This is a genomic window from Undibacterium sp. 5I1, assembly GCF_034314085.1.
Classification (GTDB): Bacteria; Pseudomonadota; Gammaproteobacteria; order Burkholderiales; family Burkholderiaceae_D; genus Undibacterium.
In genome coordinates this window covers 3,821,500-3,842,847 of record NZ_JAVIWI010000001.1, presented here as the reverse complement: position 1 = coordinate 3,842,847, position 21,348 = coordinate 3,821,500, and the positions used below count along the sequence as shown (strand labels likewise).

The 21,348-nt window shown below is 50.0% G+C and carries 15 protein-coding genes; 10 read left to right on the top strand and 5 right to left on the bottom strand.

Translation table 11 applies throughout. The features are described 5' to 3' along the window. Window positions 1-128 precede the first annotated feature (128 nt). The 7 genes from RGU72_RS16800 (at window position 129) to RGU72_RS16770 (ending at window position 8,908) form a co-directional block, all read left to right on the top strand. Entirely contained in the window at window positions 129-2,096 is a 1,968-nt protein-coding gene (locus RGU72_RS16800; RefSeq protein WP_416200135.1) for an AMP-dependent synthetase/ligase, read from the top strand. Between the two features lie 17 nt (window positions 2,097-2,113). Beyond that, window positions 2,114-2,947, top strand: a complete 834-nt coding sequence (locus RGU72_RS16795; protein ID WP_416200134.1) for an ABC transporter ATP-binding protein — start codon at window positions 2,114-2,116, stop codon at window positions 2,945-2,947. 20 nt (window positions 2,948-2,967) lie between these two features. Then, entirely contained in the window at window positions 2,968-3,864 is an 897-nt protein-coding gene (locus RGU72_RS16790) for a branched-chain amino acid ABC transporter permease (protein WP_322121668.1), read from the top strand. Window positions 3,865-4,168: 304 nt separating this feature from the next. After that, window positions 4,169-5,227 (top strand): branched-chain amino acid ABC transporter permease, encoded by a 1,059-nt coding sequence (locus RGU72_RS16785; RefSeq protein ID WP_322120826.1) that lies wholly within the window; start codon window positions 4,169-4,171, stop codon window positions 5,225-5,227. A 96-nt stretch (window positions 5,228-5,323) separates the two neighbouring features. Beyond that, window positions 5,324-6,634: an ABC transporter substrate-binding protein gene (locus RGU72_RS16780; RefSeq protein ID WP_322120825.1), complete on the top strand. Its 1,311-nt coding sequence runs from the start codon at window positions 5,324-5,326 to the stop codon at window positions 6,632-6,634. A gap of 110 nt (window positions 6,635-6,744) precedes the next feature. Continuing rightward, window positions 6,745-7,593 (top strand): ABC transporter ATP-binding protein, encoded by an 849-nt coding sequence (locus tag RGU72_RS16775; protein WP_322120824.1) that lies wholly within the window; start codon window positions 6,745-6,747, stop codon window positions 7,591-7,593. A 52-nt stretch (window positions 7,594-7,645) separates the two neighbouring features. Further along, window positions 7,646-8,908 (top strand): phenylacetate--CoA ligase family protein, encoded by a 1,263-nt coding sequence (locus RGU72_RS16770; protein WP_322120823.1) that lies wholly within the window; start codon window positions 7,646-7,648, stop codon window positions 8,906-8,908. 89 nt (window positions 8,909-8,997) lie between these two features. Here the strand turns inward: RGU72_RS16770 and RGU72_RS16765 are convergent, their stop codons facing one another. The 3 genes from RGU72_RS16765 to RGU72_RS16755 all read right to left on the bottom strand — a co-directional run bounded on the left by RGU72_RS16765 (window position 8,998) and on the right by RGU72_RS16755 (window position 12,182). Continuing rightward, complete coding sequence (locus tag RGU72_RS16765) at window positions 8,998-9,222, bottom strand: hypothetical protein (RefSeq protein WP_322121708.1); 225 nt, start codon at window positions 9,220-9,222, stop codon at window positions 8,998-9,000. Between the two features lie 365 nt (window positions 9,223-9,587). After that, entirely contained in the window at window positions 9,588-10,709 is a 1,122-nt protein-coding gene (locus tag RGU72_RS16760) for a carbonic anhydrase family protein (RefSeq protein WP_322120822.1), read from the bottom strand. 498 nt (window positions 10,710-11,207) lie between these two features. Continuing rightward, window positions 11,208-12,182, bottom strand: coding sequence for a nitronate monooxygenase family protein (locus tag RGU72_RS16755; protein ID WP_322120821.1), 975 nt, complete (start codon window positions 12,180-12,182; stop codon window positions 11,208-11,210). A 158-nt stretch (window positions 12,183-12,340) separates the two neighbouring features. Here RGU72_RS16755 and RGU72_RS16750 point away from each other — a divergent pair, with 158 nt between their 5' ends. Both RGU72_RS16750 and RGU72_RS16745 read left to right on the top strand, forming a co-directional pair. After that, window positions 12,341-12,994: a TetR/AcrR family transcriptional regulator gene (locus RGU72_RS16750; RefSeq protein WP_322120820.1), complete on the top strand. Its 654-nt coding sequence runs from the start codon at window positions 12,341-12,343 to the stop codon at window positions 12,992-12,994. A 30-nt stretch (window positions 12,995-13,024) separates the two neighbouring features. Beyond that, window positions 13,025-13,879 carry an enoyl-CoA hydratase-related protein gene (locus RGU72_RS16745; protein ID WP_322120819.1) on the top strand — a complete coding sequence of 285 codons (855 nt, stop codon included), beginning with the start codon at window positions 13,025-13,027 and terminating at the stop codon, window positions 13,877-13,879. Window positions 13,880-14,008: 129 nt separating this feature from the next. Here RGU72_RS16745 and RGU72_RS16740 read toward each other — a convergent pair whose 3' ends face one another. Next, entirely contained in the window at window positions 14,009-17,248 is a 3,240-nt protein-coding gene (locus RGU72_RS16740; RefSeq protein WP_322120818.1) for an efflux RND transporter permease subunit, read from the bottom strand. Between the two features lie 2 nt (window positions 17,249-17,250). After that, on the bottom strand, window positions 17,251-18,516 hold the full coding sequence (locus RGU72_RS16735; protein WP_322120817.1) for an efflux RND transporter periplasmic adaptor subunit: 1,266 nt from the start codon (window positions 18,514-18,516) through the stop codon (window positions 17,251-17,253). 236 nt (window positions 18,517-18,752) lie between these two features. On the opposite strand from RGU72_RS16735, the gene RGU72_RS16730 reads away from it, so the two are divergent. After that, entirely contained in the window at window positions 18,753-21,314 is a 2,562-nt protein-coding gene (locus RGU72_RS16730; RefSeq protein WP_322120816.1) for a DEAD/DEAH box helicase, read from the top strand. Window positions 21,315-21,348 lie beyond the last annotated feature (34 nt).

The window sequence follows — 21,348 nt, the reverse complement described above, 5'->3', positions numbered from 1 at the left end:
TCAGCTATTACAAACTCCCGATCATTCTCGCATGCGTACGACGCTAACAAAGTTAGTAAGTATGCCGTAAGGGATAGTAAGGACACTCAGTCGATAATCATAAAACAAGTATGAAATGATGGAGACAAATGAAGCATATCGACGTCAACCAAGCAATGCCGGATTACACCACCTTCCCTAAGCTCCTACTACGTAATGCGCAATTGCATGCATCGCGTCCGGCGTTCAGAGAGAAGGATTTGGGTATCTGGCAAACCTGGAACTGGGCACAAGTCTGTGATGAAGTCCGTGCGCTGGCTTGTGGGCTTGCAGCGCAGGGATTCCAGCGCGGTATGCACCTTGCCATCATTGGCGATAATCGTCCGCGTTTATATTGGGCCATGGCTGCCGCGCAATGTCTAGGCGGGATTGCGGTGCCGCTCTACCAAGATTCACCAGCGGCAGATATGGCTTATGTGCTGGAGAATGCAGAAATCCAGTTCGCAGTTGTAGAGGATCAGGAGCAAGTCGATAAACTATTAGAAATCAAACAGCACTATGCCGGGATTAGTCATATTGTGTTTGACGATGATCGCGGCATGCGTCATTACCACCAAGACGAACTCACCTCTTATGCCGTGCTGCAAGACTTGGGACGCGCTTACGACAAAGCCCATCCGGACTTTTTTATCCAGCAAGTTAATTTAGGTACAGCTGACGACACCTCCGTCATGCTCTACACCTCAGGCACTACCGGCAAACCTAAAGGCGTATGCCAAAGCCACCGCTCGTTTATCCACGCAGCGACAGGCGGCACGGGCTTTGATCAGCTCAGCGAACGTGAAGATATTTTGTCTTACCTGCCAATGGCCTGGGTTGGTGATCATTTGTTCTCGTATGCACAAGCAATGACGGCAGGCTTTACCGTCAATTGCCCTGAGTCCGGTGAGACGGTATTGACCGATTTGCGCGAAGTCGGACCGACCTATTATTTTGCTCCGCCACGCGTGTTTGAAAATATGTTAACCACGGTCATGATACGAATGGAAGATGCTAGCGCCATCAAGCGTAAATTGTTTCATCACTATATGGAAATCGCCCGCGAAATTGGTAGCGATATTCTGGATGGCAAACCCGTATCACTGCTCAACCGCATCCGCTACGCAATCGGCAATCTGCTGATCTATGCGCCCTTAAAAAACGTACTCGGCTTATCACGTGTACGGGTTGCTTATACTGCCGGTGCCGCAATCGGTCCTGATCTGTTCCGGTTTTATCGCTCTATCGGCATTAACCTCAAGCAGTTATACGGCTCCACTGAAACCTGTGCCTACGTGTGCTTGCAGCCCGATGGCAACATCAAATTTGATAGCGTAGGTCAGGCAGCGCCAGGCGTAGAAATTAAACTCGCCAGCAATGGCGAGGTACTGGTGAAATCTACCTCAATGTTATCGGGCTACTATAAACGTCCTGACGCCACCGCCGAGGTGATGGATGCAGATGGCTACTTCCATACCGGCGACGCTGGAATATTTGATAGCGACGGCCACTTAAAAATCATCGACCGTGCGGCTGATGTGGGCAAGCTGATCAATGGCGATATCTTTGCTCCCAACTATATTGAAAACAAATTAAAGTTTTTCCCCTATATCAAAGAAGCTGTCGCCTTTGGCAATGGTCGCGATACGGTCTGCGCTTTTATCAATATTGATCTGGAAGCCGTCGGCAATTGGGCAGAGCGGCGCGGCATTGCTTATGCTGGCTACACCGATCTGGCAGCCAAGGCAGAAACTTATCAGCTAATCGTTTCTTGTATCGAGAAAGTCAATGCCGATCTGGCGGGCGAAGCCCTGATGGCTAACACCCAGATTCATCGCTTTTTGATACTGCACAAAGAGCTTGACCCCGATGATGATGAACTCACCCGCACACGCAAAGTACGACGTAGTTTTGTCGCGCAAAAATACGCCGTGCTGATCGATGCGCTGTATTCCGGTAAGCGGTCGCAATACATAGAAACTCAGGTCAAATTTGAAGATGGCCGTCAGGGATTAGTCAATGCTGATTTGCATATCAGCGATGTAAAAACCTATGCAGCGCATCAACAGGCGGCATGACTCATGAAAAACACAGTATGAATGCGATGGTAGATCCGATGACGATGGTGACTATGGCGACACCCACGAATGGCAGAAAAATCGGCGAAGTGATCCTGGATCTGCAGGGCATCTCGCTGGCGTTTGGTGGTATTAAAGCGCTGACGAATATCTCTTTCAATGTCAGAGAGCATGAAATCCGCGCCATTATCGGCCCCAACGGTGCAGGTAAAAGTTCAATGCTCAATGTGATCAACGGCGTGTATCACCCGCAAGAGGGGACGATCACTTATCGTGGTCAGCGGCGTAAAGATATGAACACCTATGCAGCGGCAAAAAGTGGCATCGCCCGGACATTCCAGAACATCGCTTTATTTAAAGGCATGAGCGTACTCGACAACATCATGACGGGACGCAATCTGAAAATGAAAAGTAATTTTCTGATGCAAGCCTTGTATTGGGGGCCGGCTCAAAAGGAAGAAATCGAACATCGTCAAAAGGTCGAAGAAATCATCGATTTTTTAGAAATCCAACATATCCGTAAAACACCGGTAGGTCGTCTGTCTTACGGTTTGCAAAAAAGAGTCGAGCTAGGTCGTGCCTTGGCAGCGGAACCAGAAATCTTGTTACTAGATGAACCCATGGCAGGCATGAATGTGGAAGAAAAACAAGACATGAGCCGCTTTATTCTGGATGTCAACGATCAGCTCGGCACCACCATCGTATTGATTGAACATGATATGGGCGTGGTCATGGATATTTCAGACCGCGTGGTCGTGCTGGATTATGGCAAAAAAATTGGCGATGGTACTCCGGCAGAAGTGCTGGCGAATCAGGAAGTGATTAACGCGTATCTCGGCGTCGCCCATTGAAAGGCTAGACCAGAATGAATATCAATTTTTTCTTTGAAGTCTTAATCGGCGGCTTGCTCTCTGGTGTGATGTACGCACTAGTGGCGCTTGGCTTTGTGCTGATTTACAAAGCCTCCGGTGTATTCAATTTTGCCCAAGGCGCGATGGTATTTTTTGCGGCATTGACCTGCGTTGGTCTGACTGAGAAATTCGGCTTGTCATTGTGGCTGGCAATTCCACTCACGATGGGTGTGATGGTCTTACTCGGCTTGGCGATTGAACGTGTGGTATTGCGGCCTTTGGTCAATCAACCTGAGATCACCTTATTCATGGCAACCATCGGTTTAACTTTTTTTATCGAAGGCCTGGCGCAATTACTGTGGGGATCGCAACCACACCGCCTGAACTTGCCAATCGAAGATGTGCCGATTGAATATCTGATGGAAAAGTTCAACATCATCATTTCGCAGTTTGATGTCATCGCCGCACTGATCTGCGCGCTGCTGGTTACTGGGCTGGCGTTACTGTTCTCTAAAACCAAGATTGGTCGCGCCTTACGCGCCGTGGCGGACGATCATCAGGCGGCATTGGCGGTTGGCATCCCCTTACAACAAATCTGGGCCGTAGTCTGGTCAGTAGCAGGCTTGGTGGCGCTGGTAGCAGGCTTGCTGTGGGGCGCACGTAACGGCGTGCAGTTTGCGCTGACGTTTGTTGCACTAAAGGCGCTGCCCGTGTTGATTCTCGGTGGTTTTACCTCGGTGCCTGGTGCGATTGTCGGGGGCTTGATTATTGGAGCGTCTGAAAAATTAGCCGAAGTCTATATCGGCCCGATGGTTGGCGGCGGGATTGAAGGCTGGTTCCCATATGTACTGGCATTATTATTTTTACTAGTGCGGCCAGAAGGCTTGTTTGGCGAAAAAATTATCCGGCGGATTTGATTTGGCTTAGCTAAGTTGGACGAGTTGGACGAAATGGGAGCTTCTAAAAACCCTTTAATCGAGATGCAGCGCTGGTCATAGCGTGCGCCATGCGCACCGCAGCGGACAGCACGGACAATGTACCGGTGCGCATGGCGCACACTACGATGATCAGGTCATTTATTACAATGATTTTTTGAAGTTTATGAATTAGAACGTCCAATACTTATGTGCCTTCCCAGCCAAAAATGGCCTGAAAGCCCCATAGATATTGGGGATAAAAAAATGGAAACATCTAAAAATGGTTTCAACATAAAGGAAATACATGTTCTATCGTGAAGCAGGTCAGTTCAAGTCTAGCTATGCCGCAGACAACCAGATTTTTCCGTTGCGGCAGGACAGGATCGCTATGGTCGTCCTTCTGGCACTGGCGTTTTTTGTCGTGCCGCTGATTGCGTCGGCATACACCTTTTCTGCGATCTTGATTCCTTTTCTGATCTTCTCGCTGGCGGCATTGGGCCTAAATATTTTGACTGGATATGCCGGCCAACTGTCGCTAGGCTCCGCTGCATTTATGGCAGTAGGTGCGTTTGCCTCGTATAACTTTGTGTTGCGTGTTCCTGGCATTCCTTTATTGCTGGCATTTGTGTTGGGCGGCTTGTGTGCCGCAATAGTGGGGATTGCATTTGGTTTGCCGTCCTTACGCATACGTGGTTTTTATCTGGCGGCAGCGACGCTGGCAACACAATTTTTTGTAGTCTGGTGTTTGACCAAAGTACAGTGGTTTAGTAATTACAGTTCTTCTGGCGTGATCACCGCGCAGGAGATGATAATTTTTGGTGTGAGCTTTACTACCCCAGTGAAAAAGTATCTACTCACTCTGAGCATCGTTTGTGTGCTCGCCCTGCTGGCAAAAAATATGGTGCGCTCCAATGTCGGGCGCTCCTGGATGGCGGTACGCGACATGGACGTTGCGGCAGAGGTCATCGGCTTTCGCCCTATGCGTACCAAACTATTGGCGTTTGCGGTATCGTCGTTTTATTGCGGTGTGGCGGGTGCTTTGTATGCTTACGCTTATCTTGGTACGGTGGAGCCTGATGCCTACAATCTAGATTTATCCTTCCGAATTTTGTTCATGATTATCATCGGTGGCGTGGGTTCTATTCTTGGGTCTTTTTTAGGCTCGGCCTTCATCATCTTGCTACCGATTTTTCTGAATATGATCGCGCATGGTTTGTCGCTGCCGACCAGCGTAGCGTCCAATCTGGAGCTAATGGTATTTGGCGGTTTAATTATTTTTTTCCTGATAGTAGAACCACATGGTCTGGCGCGCTTGTGGCAAATTGCAAAGGAAAAATTGCGCTTATGGCCTTTCCCGTATTAAGTTGTATCAATCAATAAGTAATCAGTAAAAACAGTAAAAAAAACATCAAGCAACAAGTACAAATAGTTGCAATATCCATCCAAAAAAGGAGACATCATGAAATTGCTTAAATCAGTATTACTCAGTGCAGCCTTAGTCAGCACTGTTGCACTATCTGGGCTGGCACAAGCGGATGAACAGTTCATCCCCTTACTGTCGTATCGGGTCGGTCCGTATGCCGCGGGTGGCTCGGGATTTTATGGCGGGATTATTGATTACTTTAATCTGGTCAATGCCAAAGGTGGTATGAACGGCGTCAAGCTGACATGGGAAGAATGTGAAACTGAATATAACGCCTCACGCGGTATTGAATGTTATGAACGTCTTAAACAAGCCAAAGGAGGCGCCTCCTTAGTTGATCCGCTTTCTACCGGTATTGCATACGGCATTTTAGATCGCGTGGCAGAAGATAAAATCCCGATGACCATGCTGGGATATGGTCGTTCTGATGCGGCCAACGGTAAGGTCTTTCCTTACATCTTCCCGCTGATTACCAGTTACTGGAATCAGGCTGCCGCCATGACCAAATATCTGGGCGACAAATCCGGTGGTATGGATAAGCTCAAAGGTAAAAAAATCGTTTATCTGTATCACGACTCCGCCTTTGGTAAAGAGCCCTTACCTGTGCTGGAAGCACAAGCTAAGCAATACGGATTTGATCTGGTCAAAATCCCTGTTGCGCATCCTGGGAATGAACAACAATCACAATGGCTGCAAATCCGTCAAGCCAATCCTGACTACGTCATTTTGTGGGGCTGGGGCGTGATGAATGCGGTAGCGATCAAGACAGCGCAACGCAATGGCTTCCCACGTGAAAAAATGCTCGGTGTCTGGTGGGCAGGTTCTGAGGAAGACACCATCCCGGCGGGTGATGCAGCAAAAGGCTATTCTTCCATGACTTTTAATACCCCAGGCAACTATCCTGTGCTGGATGAAATCCGCAGCAAAATCTATGCAAACGGTAACGGCAATCTGGCAGACAAAACCCGTATTGGTTCGGTGTATCACATGCGTGGCGTAACTGCTGGCATGTTGTGGGTTGAGGCCATCTTAAAAGCACAAGAAAAGTACGGCAAAGGCAAGCAAATGACGGGCGAGCAAATCCGTTGGGGCTTCGAGAATCTGAACGTGGATGATGCACGTCAAAAAGCCTTGGGCGCTTTTGGTATGTTCCCGCCGGTCAAAACATCTTGCGACGATCATGAAGGTTCTGGCGCAGTCAAAGTACAGCAATGGAATGGCAGCAAATGGGTCGCCATCACACCGAACTGGATGGTTGGTGACAAAGCGCTGACGCGTAGCTTGCTCGAAGAATCGTCGAATAAATATGCCGCTGAGAAGAAAATTACACCAGCTTGTTTGAAATAAATTGTTGTGTTGAGAGAGTCGCTGTGCCGGCGAAAAATATCATTGGCGCAGCTTCTTTCCCTACCTAATTGATCAACAATAAATTGGAAAAATTCGCAGGTGAGATCGATATGACGACCCATAGTATTGCTGGTATCAATGATGCGGTAGCGGCCAGCCCCGCCTATCTGAGCGTGAATAATATTGAGGTGATTTACGACCACGTCATCCTGGTATTAAAAGGGATTTCGCTGCAAGTCCCGCAGGGAAAAATCGTTGCTCTGCTCGGTGCTAATGGCGCAGGGAAATCAACCACGCTCAAAGCGATCTCCACCTTATTACGCAATGAACGCGGCGATATTACCAAAGGCGATATTTGTTTTAAAGGACAGCGGGTTGACCATCTGACGCCGAACGAATTAGTCAAACGCGGCTTGTCGCAAGTGATGGAAGGTCGTCATTGTTTTGGACATCTCAGCATAGAAGAAAATCTGTTGACGGGTGCGTACACGCGCAAAATCTCACGCGCTGAATTAAAAGAATCGCTAGAGATGGTGTATCACTATTTCCCCCGTTTAAAACAGCGCCGCACGTCGCAGGCAGGCTATACCTCTGGCGGCGAGCAGCAGATGTGCGCAATCGGTCGTGCACTGATGGCGAAGCCTTCAATGATATTGTTAGATGAACCGTCGATGGGCATCGCACCACAATTAGTCGAAGAGATTTTTGACATCGTCAAAAGTCTGAACACCAAAGAAAACGTCTCATTTTTACTGGCGGAACAAAACACCAATGTCGCTTTACGTTACGCCGATTTTGGCTACATCCTAGAAAACGGGCGGGTCGTGATGGAGGGCGACGCCAAAGAGTTGGCAACGAATGAGGATGTCAAAGAATTTTATCTCGGCGTCTCTGGTGCGGGTCGCAAGAGTTTCCGCGAGATGAAATTTTATCGTCGTCGCAAGCGCTGGCTGGCGTAATTAATACCTATTTTAAATCTCTCAATAACGTTACCCCCTACTAGAACAAGCTATGAACGCCTATCTGGATGCATTAGAAACCCGCCACCCGCCAAGCCGTGAGCAAGCACTAATGACACGCTTGCCGCAGCTGATTGCACACGCGCAAACCGCACCGGGATGGGCGCAGATTTTGCGGGGAGTACAGGCGTCTGAGATTAAAAGCAGGCAAGCGCTGGCACAGTTGCCAGTGACGCGTAAATCCGATTTAAAAACCATACAAAAAACAGCATTACCTTTTGGCGGATTGACGACAACAGCACCTCGACAGTTAAGTCGTATTTTTATGTCGCCGGGTCCTATCTTTGATCCTGAAGGTCGGACACAAGACTGGTGGCGCTTCGCCAGACCGATGCACGCGGTCGGCCTGCGTGCAGGTCACATCATACAAAACTGTTTTTCTTACCACTTTACGCCTGCGGCTTTTATGGTGGAGGGCGCGGCGGCTAAGCTGGGTTGTACCGTGATTCCAGCAGGCATAGGCCAGACCGAGATGCAAGTCCAAGCCATGGTGGAATTACGTCCTGATGCTTACGTAGGCACGCCCAGTTTTTTAAAAATCATCATCGACAAAGCGGCAGAAATGGGCGCGGATATCAGCAGCGTGCAATACGCGATTTTGGGCGCAGAAGCCTTACCACCCAGCTTACGAAAATGGCTGCAAGAACACGGCATACCGAATGTGGTGCAGATGTATGCCACTGCAGATATCGGCAATATCGCTTATGAGACGCTGACCAACGGACAAGTCAATCCAGGTATGGTATTGGACGAAGATATCTTGCTAGAGATCGTCCGCCCGGGCACCGGTGATCTGGTAGCAGAAGGGGAAGTCGGCGAAGTCGTGATCACCTCCTTCAATCCGGATTATCCTTTAATCCGGTTTGGTACTGGCGATATGTCAGCTACCTTGCAAGACATCTCACCATGTGGGCGTACCAATACCCGTATTAAGGGATGGATGGGCCGCGCCGATCAGACCACCAAAATTAAGGGGATGTTTGTGCACCCGTCGCAGGTTGCAGAGATCGTCAAACGCCATCCGCAGATTCATAAAGCCCGTCTGGTTGTGACAGGCGAAATGGCAAATGACGTGATGACTTTGCATTGCGAGGTGGATAAAACAGCCGAAACGTCCACGCAGACAGACTTAAAAGAAGCCTTGATCAGTTGCATGCGTGACCTGACTAAACTACGCGGCGATATCGTGTTTATGGCGGTAGGTAGTTTGCCCAATGACGGCAAAGTCATTGATGATGCCAGAACCTATCAGTAGATTTTGCTTATTGAAGCTCGAATTCTAAATCCCGAATCCACATCCGCCACTGATGCAGCGGCGGATGTCAAAGCGCAAAACCCTGCCAACTACCAACGACGCCAGTGACCATATCCGTAGCCGCCATAGCCATAACCCCAGGCTGGTGCAACGACAACAGGCGCGGGTCTGACATACACCGCCGGACCGTATGGTGCCGGTCCGTAGACCGCACAGCCTGATAATAAACTTGAGGCGACGACCGCTGTGATGATGGCATAGCGGGAAACATGCTGAGATAAACTCAATGAGAAGTTGTTCAGTGGCAGGCGCATGATGGGCTCCTTTTAATTAATTGTCCGTGTAGGGAATTAACTCTTTGGAGGCGATTTGCGTTGACGAAAAGCTTGTAAGCGAATGTTGCGTCCGTAAGCAACTATGACTAATTTTTTGACCCGGCTTGATGACGACTCATCGATATTAAGGTGTTCATTCCGGTGAAATGAGCATGGTAATAGGCGGCCTGCCATCTATGATTTTATTTATACTCCCCATATGTATATTTAATTGTCCATGTATTAATTAGACATTAGAGCATTTTTATGAAAAATACAGGGGAGTATATTTTAATTTATTGATTGATCTGTATAAATTAACGTCTGAGCCAGGGTCTGAACCATGGCCCAAACAACTCTTTAAGTTAGTTGGATTCTTTGATCAGACGACCCGAGGTTTTTTGTATCGGTCTGGCGTTCATCGGATACAAACGGTTGAAGATCGCTAATTGCTCTGCGGATATTTCTATCGGCTCTTTCATGACCAGCCACAATACGCCTTCGGTACAAGGTGGTTCGGTCAGAGACCCCATAAAAGTGTAATAGTCGCGCTTGGCTGGCAGTATCTCGTTTAAATCCATTGCAGCAGGTCCTTGCATCGAGTCATTTTTTTCCAGCGGCAAATTATTCCAGACCGATTGCACCAGACTATGCGGTTTGCCGCGCTCGATCAGCACTGCGAGGATCGCGAGTTTGCCATCAGCATCTTTGTGTACCAGATGCACGACCATCTCAAAACCTTTGCCATTGACGCGCTCTTCCGCTGGCTTATGGAAATGGAATTGCACCAGCTCAAAACTACGGCCATTCACCGTAATGTAATTGCCGGGACCAAGGTTGACCTGAATCGTATGACCTGTGTCCGTGACTCTGAAACCAGCCGGTTTATAGTCAAAACTGATGGGAGCCAGGTCCACCCGGATACCGTCACGGATATCAATCGGCGATTGCCGCTCGCCGCTATCGCACTTGGCGTTAGCAGGGCTGATCTTGCCCCAGTTTAAAGGGCCGCCCTCTCCTTCATAACTCCATTGCACCGGTTTGCTGGATGCCATGCTGCCGTTGGGACTCATGGTCATGCCACGGCTGTCCATGATTTTTTCTTTTGACGTGTCAGCGCTTACTGGTTTTCTGACCGGTGGCGCATAGGCGTAACTTCTAGCCATTGCCTTAGGATTGCTACGGGACGTTTCTTCTTTTTCTTTGCGGATGATAGCGAGCTTGTCGGCAATTTTGGCGGCCAGCTCATCGGCGGCTAGAGCTTCTTTGGCACGCGCTGCGGCGGCAGCTTTACTTTCTTTGGTTTCTTTCGGCTCTTTGTCTTTGCTGTCTTTTTCTTTCGCAGCGGGTTTTGCTTCGTCTTTTACCGAAGCCTCCTCTTTTGCGGCAGCTGGTTTAATCGGTTTAGACGGAGTCGGCTCGTCATTCGCCTGCACCTGGGCGCACAGCAATACGGGGATCAGCACAGCAATCAGGCGACGCATCATAAGAATTGGGAAGTAGTTGGCGGGGTATGACGAGGTTACGGCAGATTGTGGAAAAAACTTGAATGGCGGCAAGAGATCGCTACGATGAAGGCAATTTTAGCCTTGCAACTGCCGGCAGTTTGATCCGTGTACGTTATGATAAAAATATACTGGTAATTAGTATATATAGGTTGTCCATATAATTACTGGACAATAGAGCACTTTTTATAAAATAGAAGGGGAGTATATTGAACGGATGGCTATATTCAGGTTAAATATTGATCATCATCACATTGATGTTCAAAAAAACTGAAGCGTCATTCCGGCGTGTTTTAAGCCGGAAACTAGCGACAGCAAACGTTATCAAGATGAAGACACGGGATTCCGGCTAAAACCATGCCGGAATGACATGAGGAAGTAATGCGCTACCAGCAAAATAAAAAAGCATCCGGTGTGGATGCTTTTTAGAGTGATTTTTGAGCGCGCCTGCAAGTTTGTCCAGGACACACTGGCAATCAATTACAGCGCCATCAAACGCGCTTTCGCAGCATCGTATTCCAGCTTAAAACGTGCAACGACTTCCGCCACGCTAGGCGCATCCTCCATCAGACCTACACCTTGGCCTGCGCCCCAGATGTCGCGCCAGGCTTTGGCTTTACTGCTGCTGCCAGAACCAAAGTTCATGGCGGTTTTATCGGCGACTGGCAAATTGTCCGGGTCGAGGCCAGCAGCGACGATGGATTTTTTCAGGTAGTTGCCGTGCACACCGGTGAACAGGTTGGTGTAGACGATATCGGCTGCGGAGGATTCAATAATTGCATTGCGATAGCCATCATCCACATTCGATTCTTGCGTTGCCAGCCAGCGTGAGCCGATGTAGGCAAAATCTGCTCCCATAGCTTGCGACGCCAAAATCGCATCGCCGGAGGCAATCGAACCGGACAACGCAATCGGACCTTTGAAGAACTTGCGCACTTCGCCGACCAGCGCAAATGGCGACAAACCACCGGCATGGCCACCAGCACCAGCAGCGACCAGTATCAAACCATCGACACCCGCTTCCAACGCTTTTTCTGAGTGACGGATAGAAATCACGTCATGCATGACGATACCGCCGTAGCTATGGATCGCGTCCAGCATCTCTTTTGGTGGTGCGCGCAGGGATGAAATGATGATAGGAATTTGATGCTTGACGCACATTTCTACGTCATGGGCGAGGCGATCATTGGATTGATGCACGATCTGATTAACCGCAATCGGCCCGACTTTAGCGCTCGGATTGGCGGCTTGATAGTCGGCCAGTTCTGCTTTCAGATCGGTCAGCCAAGTGTCTAGTAATTCTGCCGGACGAGCGTTGAGAGCGGGGAAAGAGCCGACGATACCAGCCTTGCATTGGGCGGCGACCAGCTTAGGACCGCTGGCGATAAAGAGCGGTGAACCTATCACTGGCAGCGAGAGATTTTGTAAGGCTTTAGGTAGATGAGAAGTGGTCATAATCTTGTCTCTATTGTGGTTTGTCTGGTCTGAACTTGGTGCTGACGTTTTTGCTAATGTTTGTACTGATCTTAGAAATTATTTTGGTATTTATTAATGGTGCTGATATGATGTTATCAGAAAAAACGTTGTTTTTCATAAAAAATTTGCGGGTCATTATGCCAACACAAAAACCCAAAGTGATTGATTTTAAGCAGGGGCAGGAAGAGCTACGCAGCACTTTGCGCCAAGGCATGCTGGATGCCGCCAGCCGCTTGCTGGTGGAAGAAGGCGCGGCCGCGCTCACGGTGCGCAAGGTAGCTGAGGCGGTCAATTGTTCGACAACCTTGTTGTATTCTTTATTCGGTGGCAAAGATGGCTTGTCCAATGCCTTGTATCTGGAAGGTTTTAGTCGACTGAAGCAAGACTTTGCCACTTATGAAGCGAGTCTGCCGCTTGCCGAAAAGACGCATGGTCTCGATCGGTTGTGGATGTATGCCACCAATTATCATCAATACGCCCGCCGTAATCCTAGCTATTACATGGTGATGTTTGGCGATGCGATTGCCGGTTTTGTACCGCCGCTAGAATCGCGGGTCGCCGCCTGGGAATCCTTTACGCCGCTAATCAATGAGTTTGACCACTGCATACAAGAAGGCAGTCTGCCCACGACGACTAAATCGACCAATGCCGCGCGTCTTTTGTGGGCGGCAATGCATGGCGTGATCAGCCTGGAACTCAAAGGGTATTATTTAAAAAAAGAGCATTCGGATGAACTGTATCGCGCAGCCGTGAATGCCGTATTGCAATCGCTTAAACAGCCTGAAGCATAAGAATTCTTAAAAATCCAAATCGGAGACACCATGACTTACCAATGTTTTTCCCTGTCTATCAGCAACAAAGTCGCTCATCTGCAACTGAACCGCCCTGCCAGTATAAACACCATGCAACCGGTGTTTTGGCGTGAACTAACCGAGATACTGCAAACCCTGCAACGCGAAGCCAGCGCCAGAGCCCTGGTCATTTCTTCTACCGGAAAGCACTTTACGGCGGGCATGTCGCTGGATGTTTTTTCTAGCGGCGGCATGACGATGGATGATTTGACGGCAGTCGGTCGTGCCAATATTGTGCTGGCACTGCAAGACATGCATCAGGCGTTTAATCTGATTGAAACTTTGCGTATGCCCGTGATCAGCGCTATTCAGGGTGGTTGTATCGGCGGCGGCGTGGACATGGTGTGCGCCAGTGACATCCGTCTGGCAACAACAGATGCTTTTTTCTGCATCCAAGAAATTAATATCGGGATGACCGCCGACCTTGGCACCTTGCAACGTCTTCCAAAATTGATACCCGAAGGCATCGTCCACGAAATGGCTTACACGGGTCGCCGCTTGCCAGCACAACGCGCCTTAGCGGTTGGCCTGGTCAATGAACTATTTGATACGCAAGAAAACATGCTCGCCGCCGCGCTGCAAATGGCGGCTGAAATCGCGGAGAAACCACCGGTAGCGATCTGGGGCAGCAAGCAAGCGATTCACTACGCCCGCGACCATTCTACGCATGACGCCTTGCAACAAATGGGCTGGCTGCAATCCGGTATCTGGCAAAACAGTAATTTGATGGAAGCATTTATGGCGAAGCAACAAGGACGCCCTACCGAATATGCCGATCTATTGCCAATCAGCTCGTTTGCGGATGCGGCTTATCAAGTCAAATAATTAATCTGATTTGATAAGCCCTTGAAGAAACAATAAATCAATAAAACAGGAAGCGGTAAGTAAGAAACAGTTGTTGGTTTACTCACTCACCGAGTGTTTGAACCAACAACCAAGCACACAACTTACTGTTTATAAGATCGGTGCCGCTTGCTGCTTGCTCTCTTTGACTTGCTTACCGCGACCCGACACCAGCATGACCAATTTTTTCAGCAGGCGATAAATCAATCGCAAGAACAATAGCGTGAACAAGGCCTCCAGCATGGTCATGGTAAATCCCAATAAAGGATTAAAGCGCTGGATGCGGCGATGCATCTTGACCATCATACGATCACGTGCAATCTCAATACTGTCGTAAAAAGTTGGCACGACCAGCAGCGTCAAAATCGTAGAAGTAATCGTGCCGCCGATAATCGCGATTGCCAGTGGACTATAAAACTCGCCGCCTTCACCCAAGCCTAATGCGACCGGCATCATGCCTGCAATAAGTGCAAACGTCGTCATCAAGATAGGACGCAAACGGATGCGGCCAGCATGCATCAGAGCATCTTCGCGGTTCATGCCTTCCTTTTCATTTTTGCGTGCCGCATCGAGTAACAAGATGGCATTTTTTGCGACCAGTCCCATCAGCATAATGATGCCGATAAAACTCATCAGATTGAGTGTGCTACCTGTCACCAATAACGCGACGACCACGCCGATCAGTGACAAGGGCAAGGACAACATCACACCGAGCGGAGCGGTAAAAGAACCGAACTGAATGACCAGAATCAGATACATCAAACCGATACCCGATAACAAGGCAATCAACATGGCGCTAAATACTTCTTGCTGATCCTGACCAGAACCACCCAGTGACAAACCATAGCCCGGCGGATAGTTAAATGACTTTGCCAGCTTCAAGGCATCGTCAATCACTTCGCCATTTGACCGGCCCTGGGCGTTGGCAGACACGGTAATCGTACGCTTGCCATTGGCATGTTCGATACCAGAAGGGCCTTTACCCATAGAAATCGTCGCAATTTGATCCAGCGGTACCATTTGATTTGTACCGGTGACAGAAATCGGCAGACGTTCAATATTCTCTTTGCTGACACGGTCATCGGGATGCAAACGTACCGCCACATCACGGGTTTCACCAGTAGGATCAACCCAGTCACCCACCTCAATGCCGGCAAATGCAACCCGTAAAGCTTGTGCCGCGTCGTTGGATGAAATACCCATAGAATTGGCTAAGCCACGGTTCAGTTCGATCTTCAATTCTTTCTTAGGATCTTGCTCAGACAATCCAATATCTACGGCACCAGGAACTTCACGCAACTTATCCATGTAGGCGCTGGTGATTTCAAGTAATTTGCGGGAATCAGGACCGGTAAAATCAATTTGTACCGGCTTGCGGGCACCGTTGTTCAGATCATCCAGCACCACGTATTCTGCACCGACCAGACCACGGACTTTTTCACGCAATTCAACCGCAATTTCTTTGGCGCTGCGCTTACGTTCGGTACGTTTTCCGATGTCCACATAGATACGTCCACCAGCTGGATTGATTGTGCTATTGGTTTCTTTAGTCTCAGGAATACTGCGTGCAATTGCTGCGGCGCGTTCCATTTTCAGGCGAGCATATTCCAGTGATGAGGATGCCGGTGTCCGCACTTGTATCATCAAGTTGCCGGAATCCGCCGTAGGCAAGAAACTGGTGCCGCCCCATTTAATCTGCAAACCCAAAGCCGCGATCAAAGTCACCAGCGCAATTGTCCCCATCCAGCGGCGATGATGCAAAGCCCAGGCGATCACTTGGCTATAACGGTCGGACTGATGATCAAACCAGTCATTAAAACGCGCTAGGATTTTACTAATACCTTTTTTAGGTGCTGTGTGATGATCGACAGGATCACCCCAATACGCAGACAACATAGGATCGAGCGTAAAAGAAATACCCAGGCTGACCAAGACGGAACAAGTCACCGTCAAGGCAAACGGACGGAACCATTCGCCGGGCATACCCGGCATAAACGCCACAGGAATAAATACCGCAATGATAGAGAAGGTGGTCGCAGCAACCGCCATACCAATCTCAGCCGTACCTTCCAGTGCAGCAGTACGGCGATCAGAGCCGCGCTGCATGTGCCGCACGATATTTTCCCGCACCACAATTGCATCATCGATCAGTACGCCAATCGCTAGCGACAGTCCCAGCAAGGTCATGAAGTTGAGGGTAAAGCCACACAACCAGACCGCGATAAATGCGGCAATCACCGAGGTAGGTAAACTCAAAGCGGTGATCAGCGTTGAACGCCATGAATTGAGGAAAGCGTACACCACAAAAATAGTTAAGCCTGCACCCAAGACCAGCGATTCGATCACATTATTCAAACTGTTTTGTGCATCTTTACCGCCATCCCGCGTGATTTCCAGCTTTGTACCGGGATGGTTTTTATCCAGATCGGTATTAATTTCTTTGACCATATCGCGTACCGCTTTGGCGACGCTGACGGTGCTCGCGTCATGCGAGCGGGTGATCAATAAACCGACGTTAGGATTGCCACTACGTATACTCAATCCATTGACATCAGCAAAGCCGTCTTCAATCGTGGCGACCTGTGCCAGACGCACGATTTGATCGCCATTGCGTTTCACCACAATATTCTGGAACTCTTCTGGTGATTCAATGCGACCAACCAGACGGATACTTTCTTCCTCCAAAGTACCGCGTAGTTTACCGACCGGCGCGTTGGTATTCTGGTTGCGTAGCGCATTGACGACTTCTCCAGCGGAGACATTAAATTCGCGTAGTTTTTCTGCGCGTAGTAAGACCGACAGTTCACGCTTTAAAGAACCATTGACCTCTACGTTGGCAACACCGCTGACACCGCGCAATTTGTCCGCTAACTGATCTTCTGCCAAGCGGGAAATTTCGGCATGCGTTTGCTTGCTGGAGGAAAGTGCCAGATTCAAAATAGGTTGCGCAGCTGGATCCCAGCGTTCAATAATCGGCTCCCGCATTTCTGTCGGTAATTTATAGCGGACACTGGCGATGACGTTACGCACTTCATCACTGGCTTCGATCATGTTTTTCTTAAACACGAACTCCACGTCGAATTGGGCAGTGCCTTCTTTTGCGCTGGCATAGACTTGGCTCGCACCAGACACGCTGAGCAAAGATTTCTCGATCCGGTTGATGATTTCGCGCTCTACCGTATCAGGCGATGCGCCTGGATAGGCAATCACAATCGATAGACCGGGTACCTCTACATCGGGATTTTGATTCACCTTGAGCTTGGTGATGGCGAGCAAACCCATCGCCATCAGCGCAACGATCAAGACAATCGTCGCGGTAGGTCGTTTGATACTGAAGTCGGATAAAAACATAATCAGTTTCCTTCCGAAGTCGCGTTGGAAGTGGCATTCGCATTACCAGTAGCAGAACTTGTCGCTGCCGCAATCGCTACTTTAGCCACTGCCATTTCTATCGACTGACCGTCTTTAAAATTAGAGCTTGGATTACGCATGATGATGTCGCCTGCACTCAGACCACTACGCACCTCATAGTTGCCAGTGCGCTGATCGCGCTTACCGATTTGCAGATCGACCTTACTCAGAGTTTTTCCTGCGATCTTCCATGCATAGGATTTGTCACCCGACTTGACTACTGCCGCTTCTGGCAACATTAAGGCGCTGACGGTCGCGGCCTCGATATTGCCTTCGGCATACAGACCAGAGACACGCGGCTGATTGGTATCAGCAAAAGTAACCAGCACTTCCACCTGGCGCGTGACATCATTCGCAGCCGGATCAACCCGGCTGACTTTGCCACGGAATTCTTGCCCGCCATAACCATTGATGCGGAAGCTGACCGCCTGACCAGTTTTTACCATTGCAATTTTGTCGGCAGAGACGCGACCTGCAAAACGCATGCTGGTAGGGTCGATCACCTTGACCAATTCTTTACCGATGGATGCCGTATCACCTGCCGATACCTTGCGTTCACTAACCACACCATCAAACGGTGCCCGCACAACCGTGCGCTGTAACTGCTGCCGCGCGACGACCGCACGCGCTTTGGAGGCGGATAATTCGCTTTGTGCGCTATTGCGACGTACCTCCGCATCATCCATCGCTTGCATCGACGTCATGCCTGAGGCACGTAGGGTTTTTAAGCGTTGTAAGGCGCGATCCGCCTGATCCAGCGCCGACGCCGCATTACGGGCGTTGTCTTCAGCCGAGGCCAAATTGTCGCGGATCGAGGTTTCGTCCAGTTTGACCAGAATATCGCCATGCTTAACGATATCGCCGTTTTCTTTCAAGACCTGCAATACCACGGCAGAAACTTCGGCACGTAAATCTGCCTTACGCTCTGGCTGTATCGATCCGGTTACGACCGGTCCTGATGCCAGCGCATTGCTTTGTACGGTCATGACATCTTCTGGCGCGATGACAAGTTTGACTGGTGGCTTAGCATCCTTTTTGTCGCCTGCGCTGGTTTTGTCGGAGGCGGTATTTGCAGCCGAACTGGCAGCAGCACTGCTAGCGGCGGACGCAGCAGCACTCGCTGTATCTTTTTTATCTTTGCTGCATGCAACCAGACCAGATGTGATAGCAATTGTGGTGGCGAATACGAGAACCGTTTGTCGTAACATGATGAATCCCTGAGGCAAGAGGAATGGGGGAATGATGCCGCAGTATGAGCAAGCACCAGTTTGGCTTCAAGAGGCGAAGTGGCGAGTTGCTGTTTTGGACGGATGAAATGCCATTTTTACAGCTTGAAGTGCAATAGCCTGCTGTGCCAGATTCCTAGACTTCTCTTGCGGCGCTGCTTTTCGCTTAAGATGCAAGGCGTCCATCCTCCTGCACTAAGCTCCTGAACTAAGCCAGAATGTCACAAGCACCTGTACTCACTCTGCCCGGCACATTTCGCCCAAGAATCACCTTGCAAACTCTGGGGCGCGGCGATGGCCTGCTAGGGATGAAACCGACCGGCACTTTTGGTCCGCGTGGTGGCAGCGTGACGGTAGTGCAGATCGACTGGCTGTATAAAATCGACCACACGGTCGCCCCTTCCACCCAAAACAACATTACCTGGCAGACACCGGCGCCAACCACCCTGCTCAACCGCCGGCCACATTCCACTCAGGAACTACTTGATGCGCAAGCTAAGCCTTTTCTGTTACTGCGTGATCTGGGTGCAGAAGCCGATGCACTGGACAAAGTCTGGGAACTGAATTTACAACCCTTGCCTGCAAACTGTTTGCAATGGCGGGATGAGGCGGCGGCAACCGAGTTGGGTCCGTTCTGGAGTTTGCAGCAAGAACATTTTTTTGGCGATTTTTGGGCTGAGCAATTGCCAGTATTACAGGCGCTGGGCTGGTCGGTGGTGATACGTCCTGGCTTTGGCCATCAAAGTGTGCCGGTGGAAGCCTGGCATCTACGCATTGACCAAGATAGCGGGGAACTCAGGCGTAATGAAGAACAGACTACTCGCCTTCCAAATACGAACGGTATCGATAGCAATGCTATTGCCAACATCAGCCGGCTTGGGCTACCTGCGCGGGAAGGCTCATGGCTACTGAGTCTCGGAGTTGAGATTGATGGACAAATTCTTGATCTGGTACCTTTGCTTGCCAATTTGCTCCAACGCGACAGACGCTGGTTAAACATCAAGCAAGTCATGGCGATTGACGATCTGGAAGTCGTACAGCTAAGGGCACCAGGCGGCAAACGGATTGACGCTGTAGCCGCACCTTTAAAAGCCATCGTGATGCATATGCTGGACTTGCTCACTGACGACACCCGCCTGAACAATCCAGCCTCAACCGCTTTACATTTGTCCGCCTGGGACACCCAAAGGCTAGAAGCCCTGCGCCAGAGTTTGTTAGACAGTCAGGCCGACCGTGCCGGTGTGCATGGCAGCTGGCAATTACGAGGTGACTTGGGGCTGCGTGCACTGGCAAACCGCTTAACAACAGCGGGAAGCCCGCAAGCCGTGACCGCGCCAGAAGGCTTAAACATTACGCTGCGGCCTTATCAATTGCATGGCGTAGCGTGGCTACAATATTTACGTACCCATCACCTGGCAGGGATTTTGGCGGACGATATGGGGTTGGGCAAAACGGCGCAAGCGCTGGCGCATATTCTGATAGAAAAACAAGCTGGGCGTCTTGATTGCCCTGCCCTCATCGTATTACCTACTTCGCTGATTTTTAACTGGCAGGCTGAGGCGCGGCGTATGACACCCGGGCTGCGCGTACTGGCTTTGCAAGGTGCGGAGCGTGCCGACAGATTTGACCAAATGTCAGAGGCGGATATCGTCCTGACCACCTACCCGCTGTTGTGGCGCGATCTTGCCTATCTTGAGGCGCATCAATTCCATTTACTACTACTGGATGAAGCTCAAACCGTCAAAAATGCGGCCAGCCGCAGTGCCGATGCAGTGCGCCGGTTGCGCGCCCGGCATCGTCTGTGCATCACCGGAACCCCCTTGGAAAATCATCTGGGCGAATTGTGGACCCAGTTTGATTTTCTGATGCCAGGCTTTCTCGGCGATATGCGCAGTTTTACACGCTTATGGCGCAAACCCATCGAAGTCAATGGCGAAACCCTGCGGGCTCAATTGCTATCGCAACGGATACGGCCTTTTATTCTGCGCAGGCGAAAGCAAGATGTTGCCAGCGAGCTGCCGCCAAAAACCGAAGTCATCAAACGGCTGAAACTGCAAGGCCAGCAGCGCGATTTGTACGAAAGCGTACGCGTCGCTGCCGACGAACAGGTGCGGCGCATCCTGCAGCGCAAAGGATTTACCGGCGGCCAGATCACGATTCTGGATGCCTTATTAAAACTACGCCAAGTCTGTTGCGATCCTTATCTGCTAAAACAAGCACAGGAGCGATCAGGAACAGCAAGATCGCCAACGATGGAGCGAGCCAAACTGGAGCTGCTCAGCGATATGCTGCCGAATCTGGTCGCTGAGGGACGCCGGATACTGGTGTTTTCTCAATTTACAGAGATGCTGGCGCTGATTGCCACAAGGCTGAACGAACTAGAATTGCCATGGTTATCGCTGACGGGGAAAACACCACCGGCCCAGCGCGGTGCGGTGGTCGCAGAATTCCAGAGCAAAACGATACCGGTATTGCTCATCAGCCTGAAAGCAGGCGGCGTAGGACTGAACTTAACCGCTGCCGATACCGTCATTCACATGGACCCGTGGTGGAATCCGGCGGTCGAAGAACAAGCTACCGCACGCGCGCATAGGATTGGTCAAGAGCAAGCCGTCTTTGTGTATAAATTGGTGGTCGAAGGCAGCATAGAAGAACGCATACTCGAGTTACAAGCACGTAAAGCAGCGCTGGCGGAAGGTATCTTAGGCAGCGATGCTGCGCTGGCACCGAAGTTTACTGTGGAGGATTTACAGGCCTTATTGGCGCCACTGGGAAACTAAATGTAGCGACATGCATTTACATTCAAGCTACATG

Coding starts and splice junctions, on each gene's coding strand:
- RGU72_RS16745 (WP_322120819.1), top strand. CDS start 13,025: ATGACTTACCAATGTTTTTCCCTGTCTATCAGCAACAAAGTCGCTCAT.
- RGU72_RS16785 (WP_322120826.1), top strand. CDS start 4,169: ATGTTCTATCGTGAAGCAGGTCAGTTCAAGTCTAGCTATGCCGCAGAC.
- RGU72_RS16765 (WP_322121708.1), bottom strand. CDS start 9,222: ATGCGCCTGCCACTGAACAACTTCTCATTGAGTTTATCTCAGCATGTT.
- RGU72_RS16730 (WP_322120816.1), top strand. CDS start 18,753: ATGTCACAAGCACCTGTACTCACTCTGCCCGGCACATTTCGCCCAAGA.
- RGU72_RS16740 (WP_322120818.1), bottom strand. CDS start 17,248: ATGTTTTTATCCGACTTCAGTATCAAACGACCTACCGCGACGATTGTC.
- RGU72_RS16770 (WP_322120823.1), top strand. CDS start 7,646: ATGAACGCCTATCTGGATGCATTAGAAACCCGCCACCCGCCAAGCCGT.
- RGU72_RS16795 (WP_416200134.1), top strand. CDS start 2,114: ATGAATGCGATGGTAGATCCGATGACGATGGTGACTATGGCGACACCC.
- RGU72_RS16750 (WP_322120820.1), top strand. CDS start 12,341: ATGCCAACACAAAAACCCAAAGTGATTGATTTTAAGCAGGGGCAGGAA.
- RGU72_RS16755 (WP_322120821.1), bottom strand. CDS start 12,182: ATGACCACTTCTCATCTACCTAAAGCCTTACAAAATCTCTCGCTGCCA.
- RGU72_RS16735 (WP_322120817.1), bottom strand. CDS start 18,516: ATGTTACGACAAACGGTTCTCGTATTCGCCACCACAATTGCTATCACA.
- RGU72_RS16760 (WP_322120822.1), bottom strand. CDS start 10,709: ATGATGCGTCGCCTGATTGCTGTGCTGATCCCCGTATTGCTGTGCGCC.
- RGU72_RS16800 (WP_416200135.1), top strand. CDS start 129: ATGAAGCATATCGACGTCAACCAAGCAATGCCGGATTACACCACCTTC.
- RGU72_RS16775 (WP_322120824.1), top strand. CDS start 6,745: ATGACGACCCATAGTATTGCTGGTATCAATGATGCGGTAGCGGCCAGC.
- RGU72_RS16780 (WP_322120825.1), top strand. CDS start 5,324: ATGAAATTGCTTAAATCAGTATTACTCAGTGCAGCCTTAGTCAGCACT.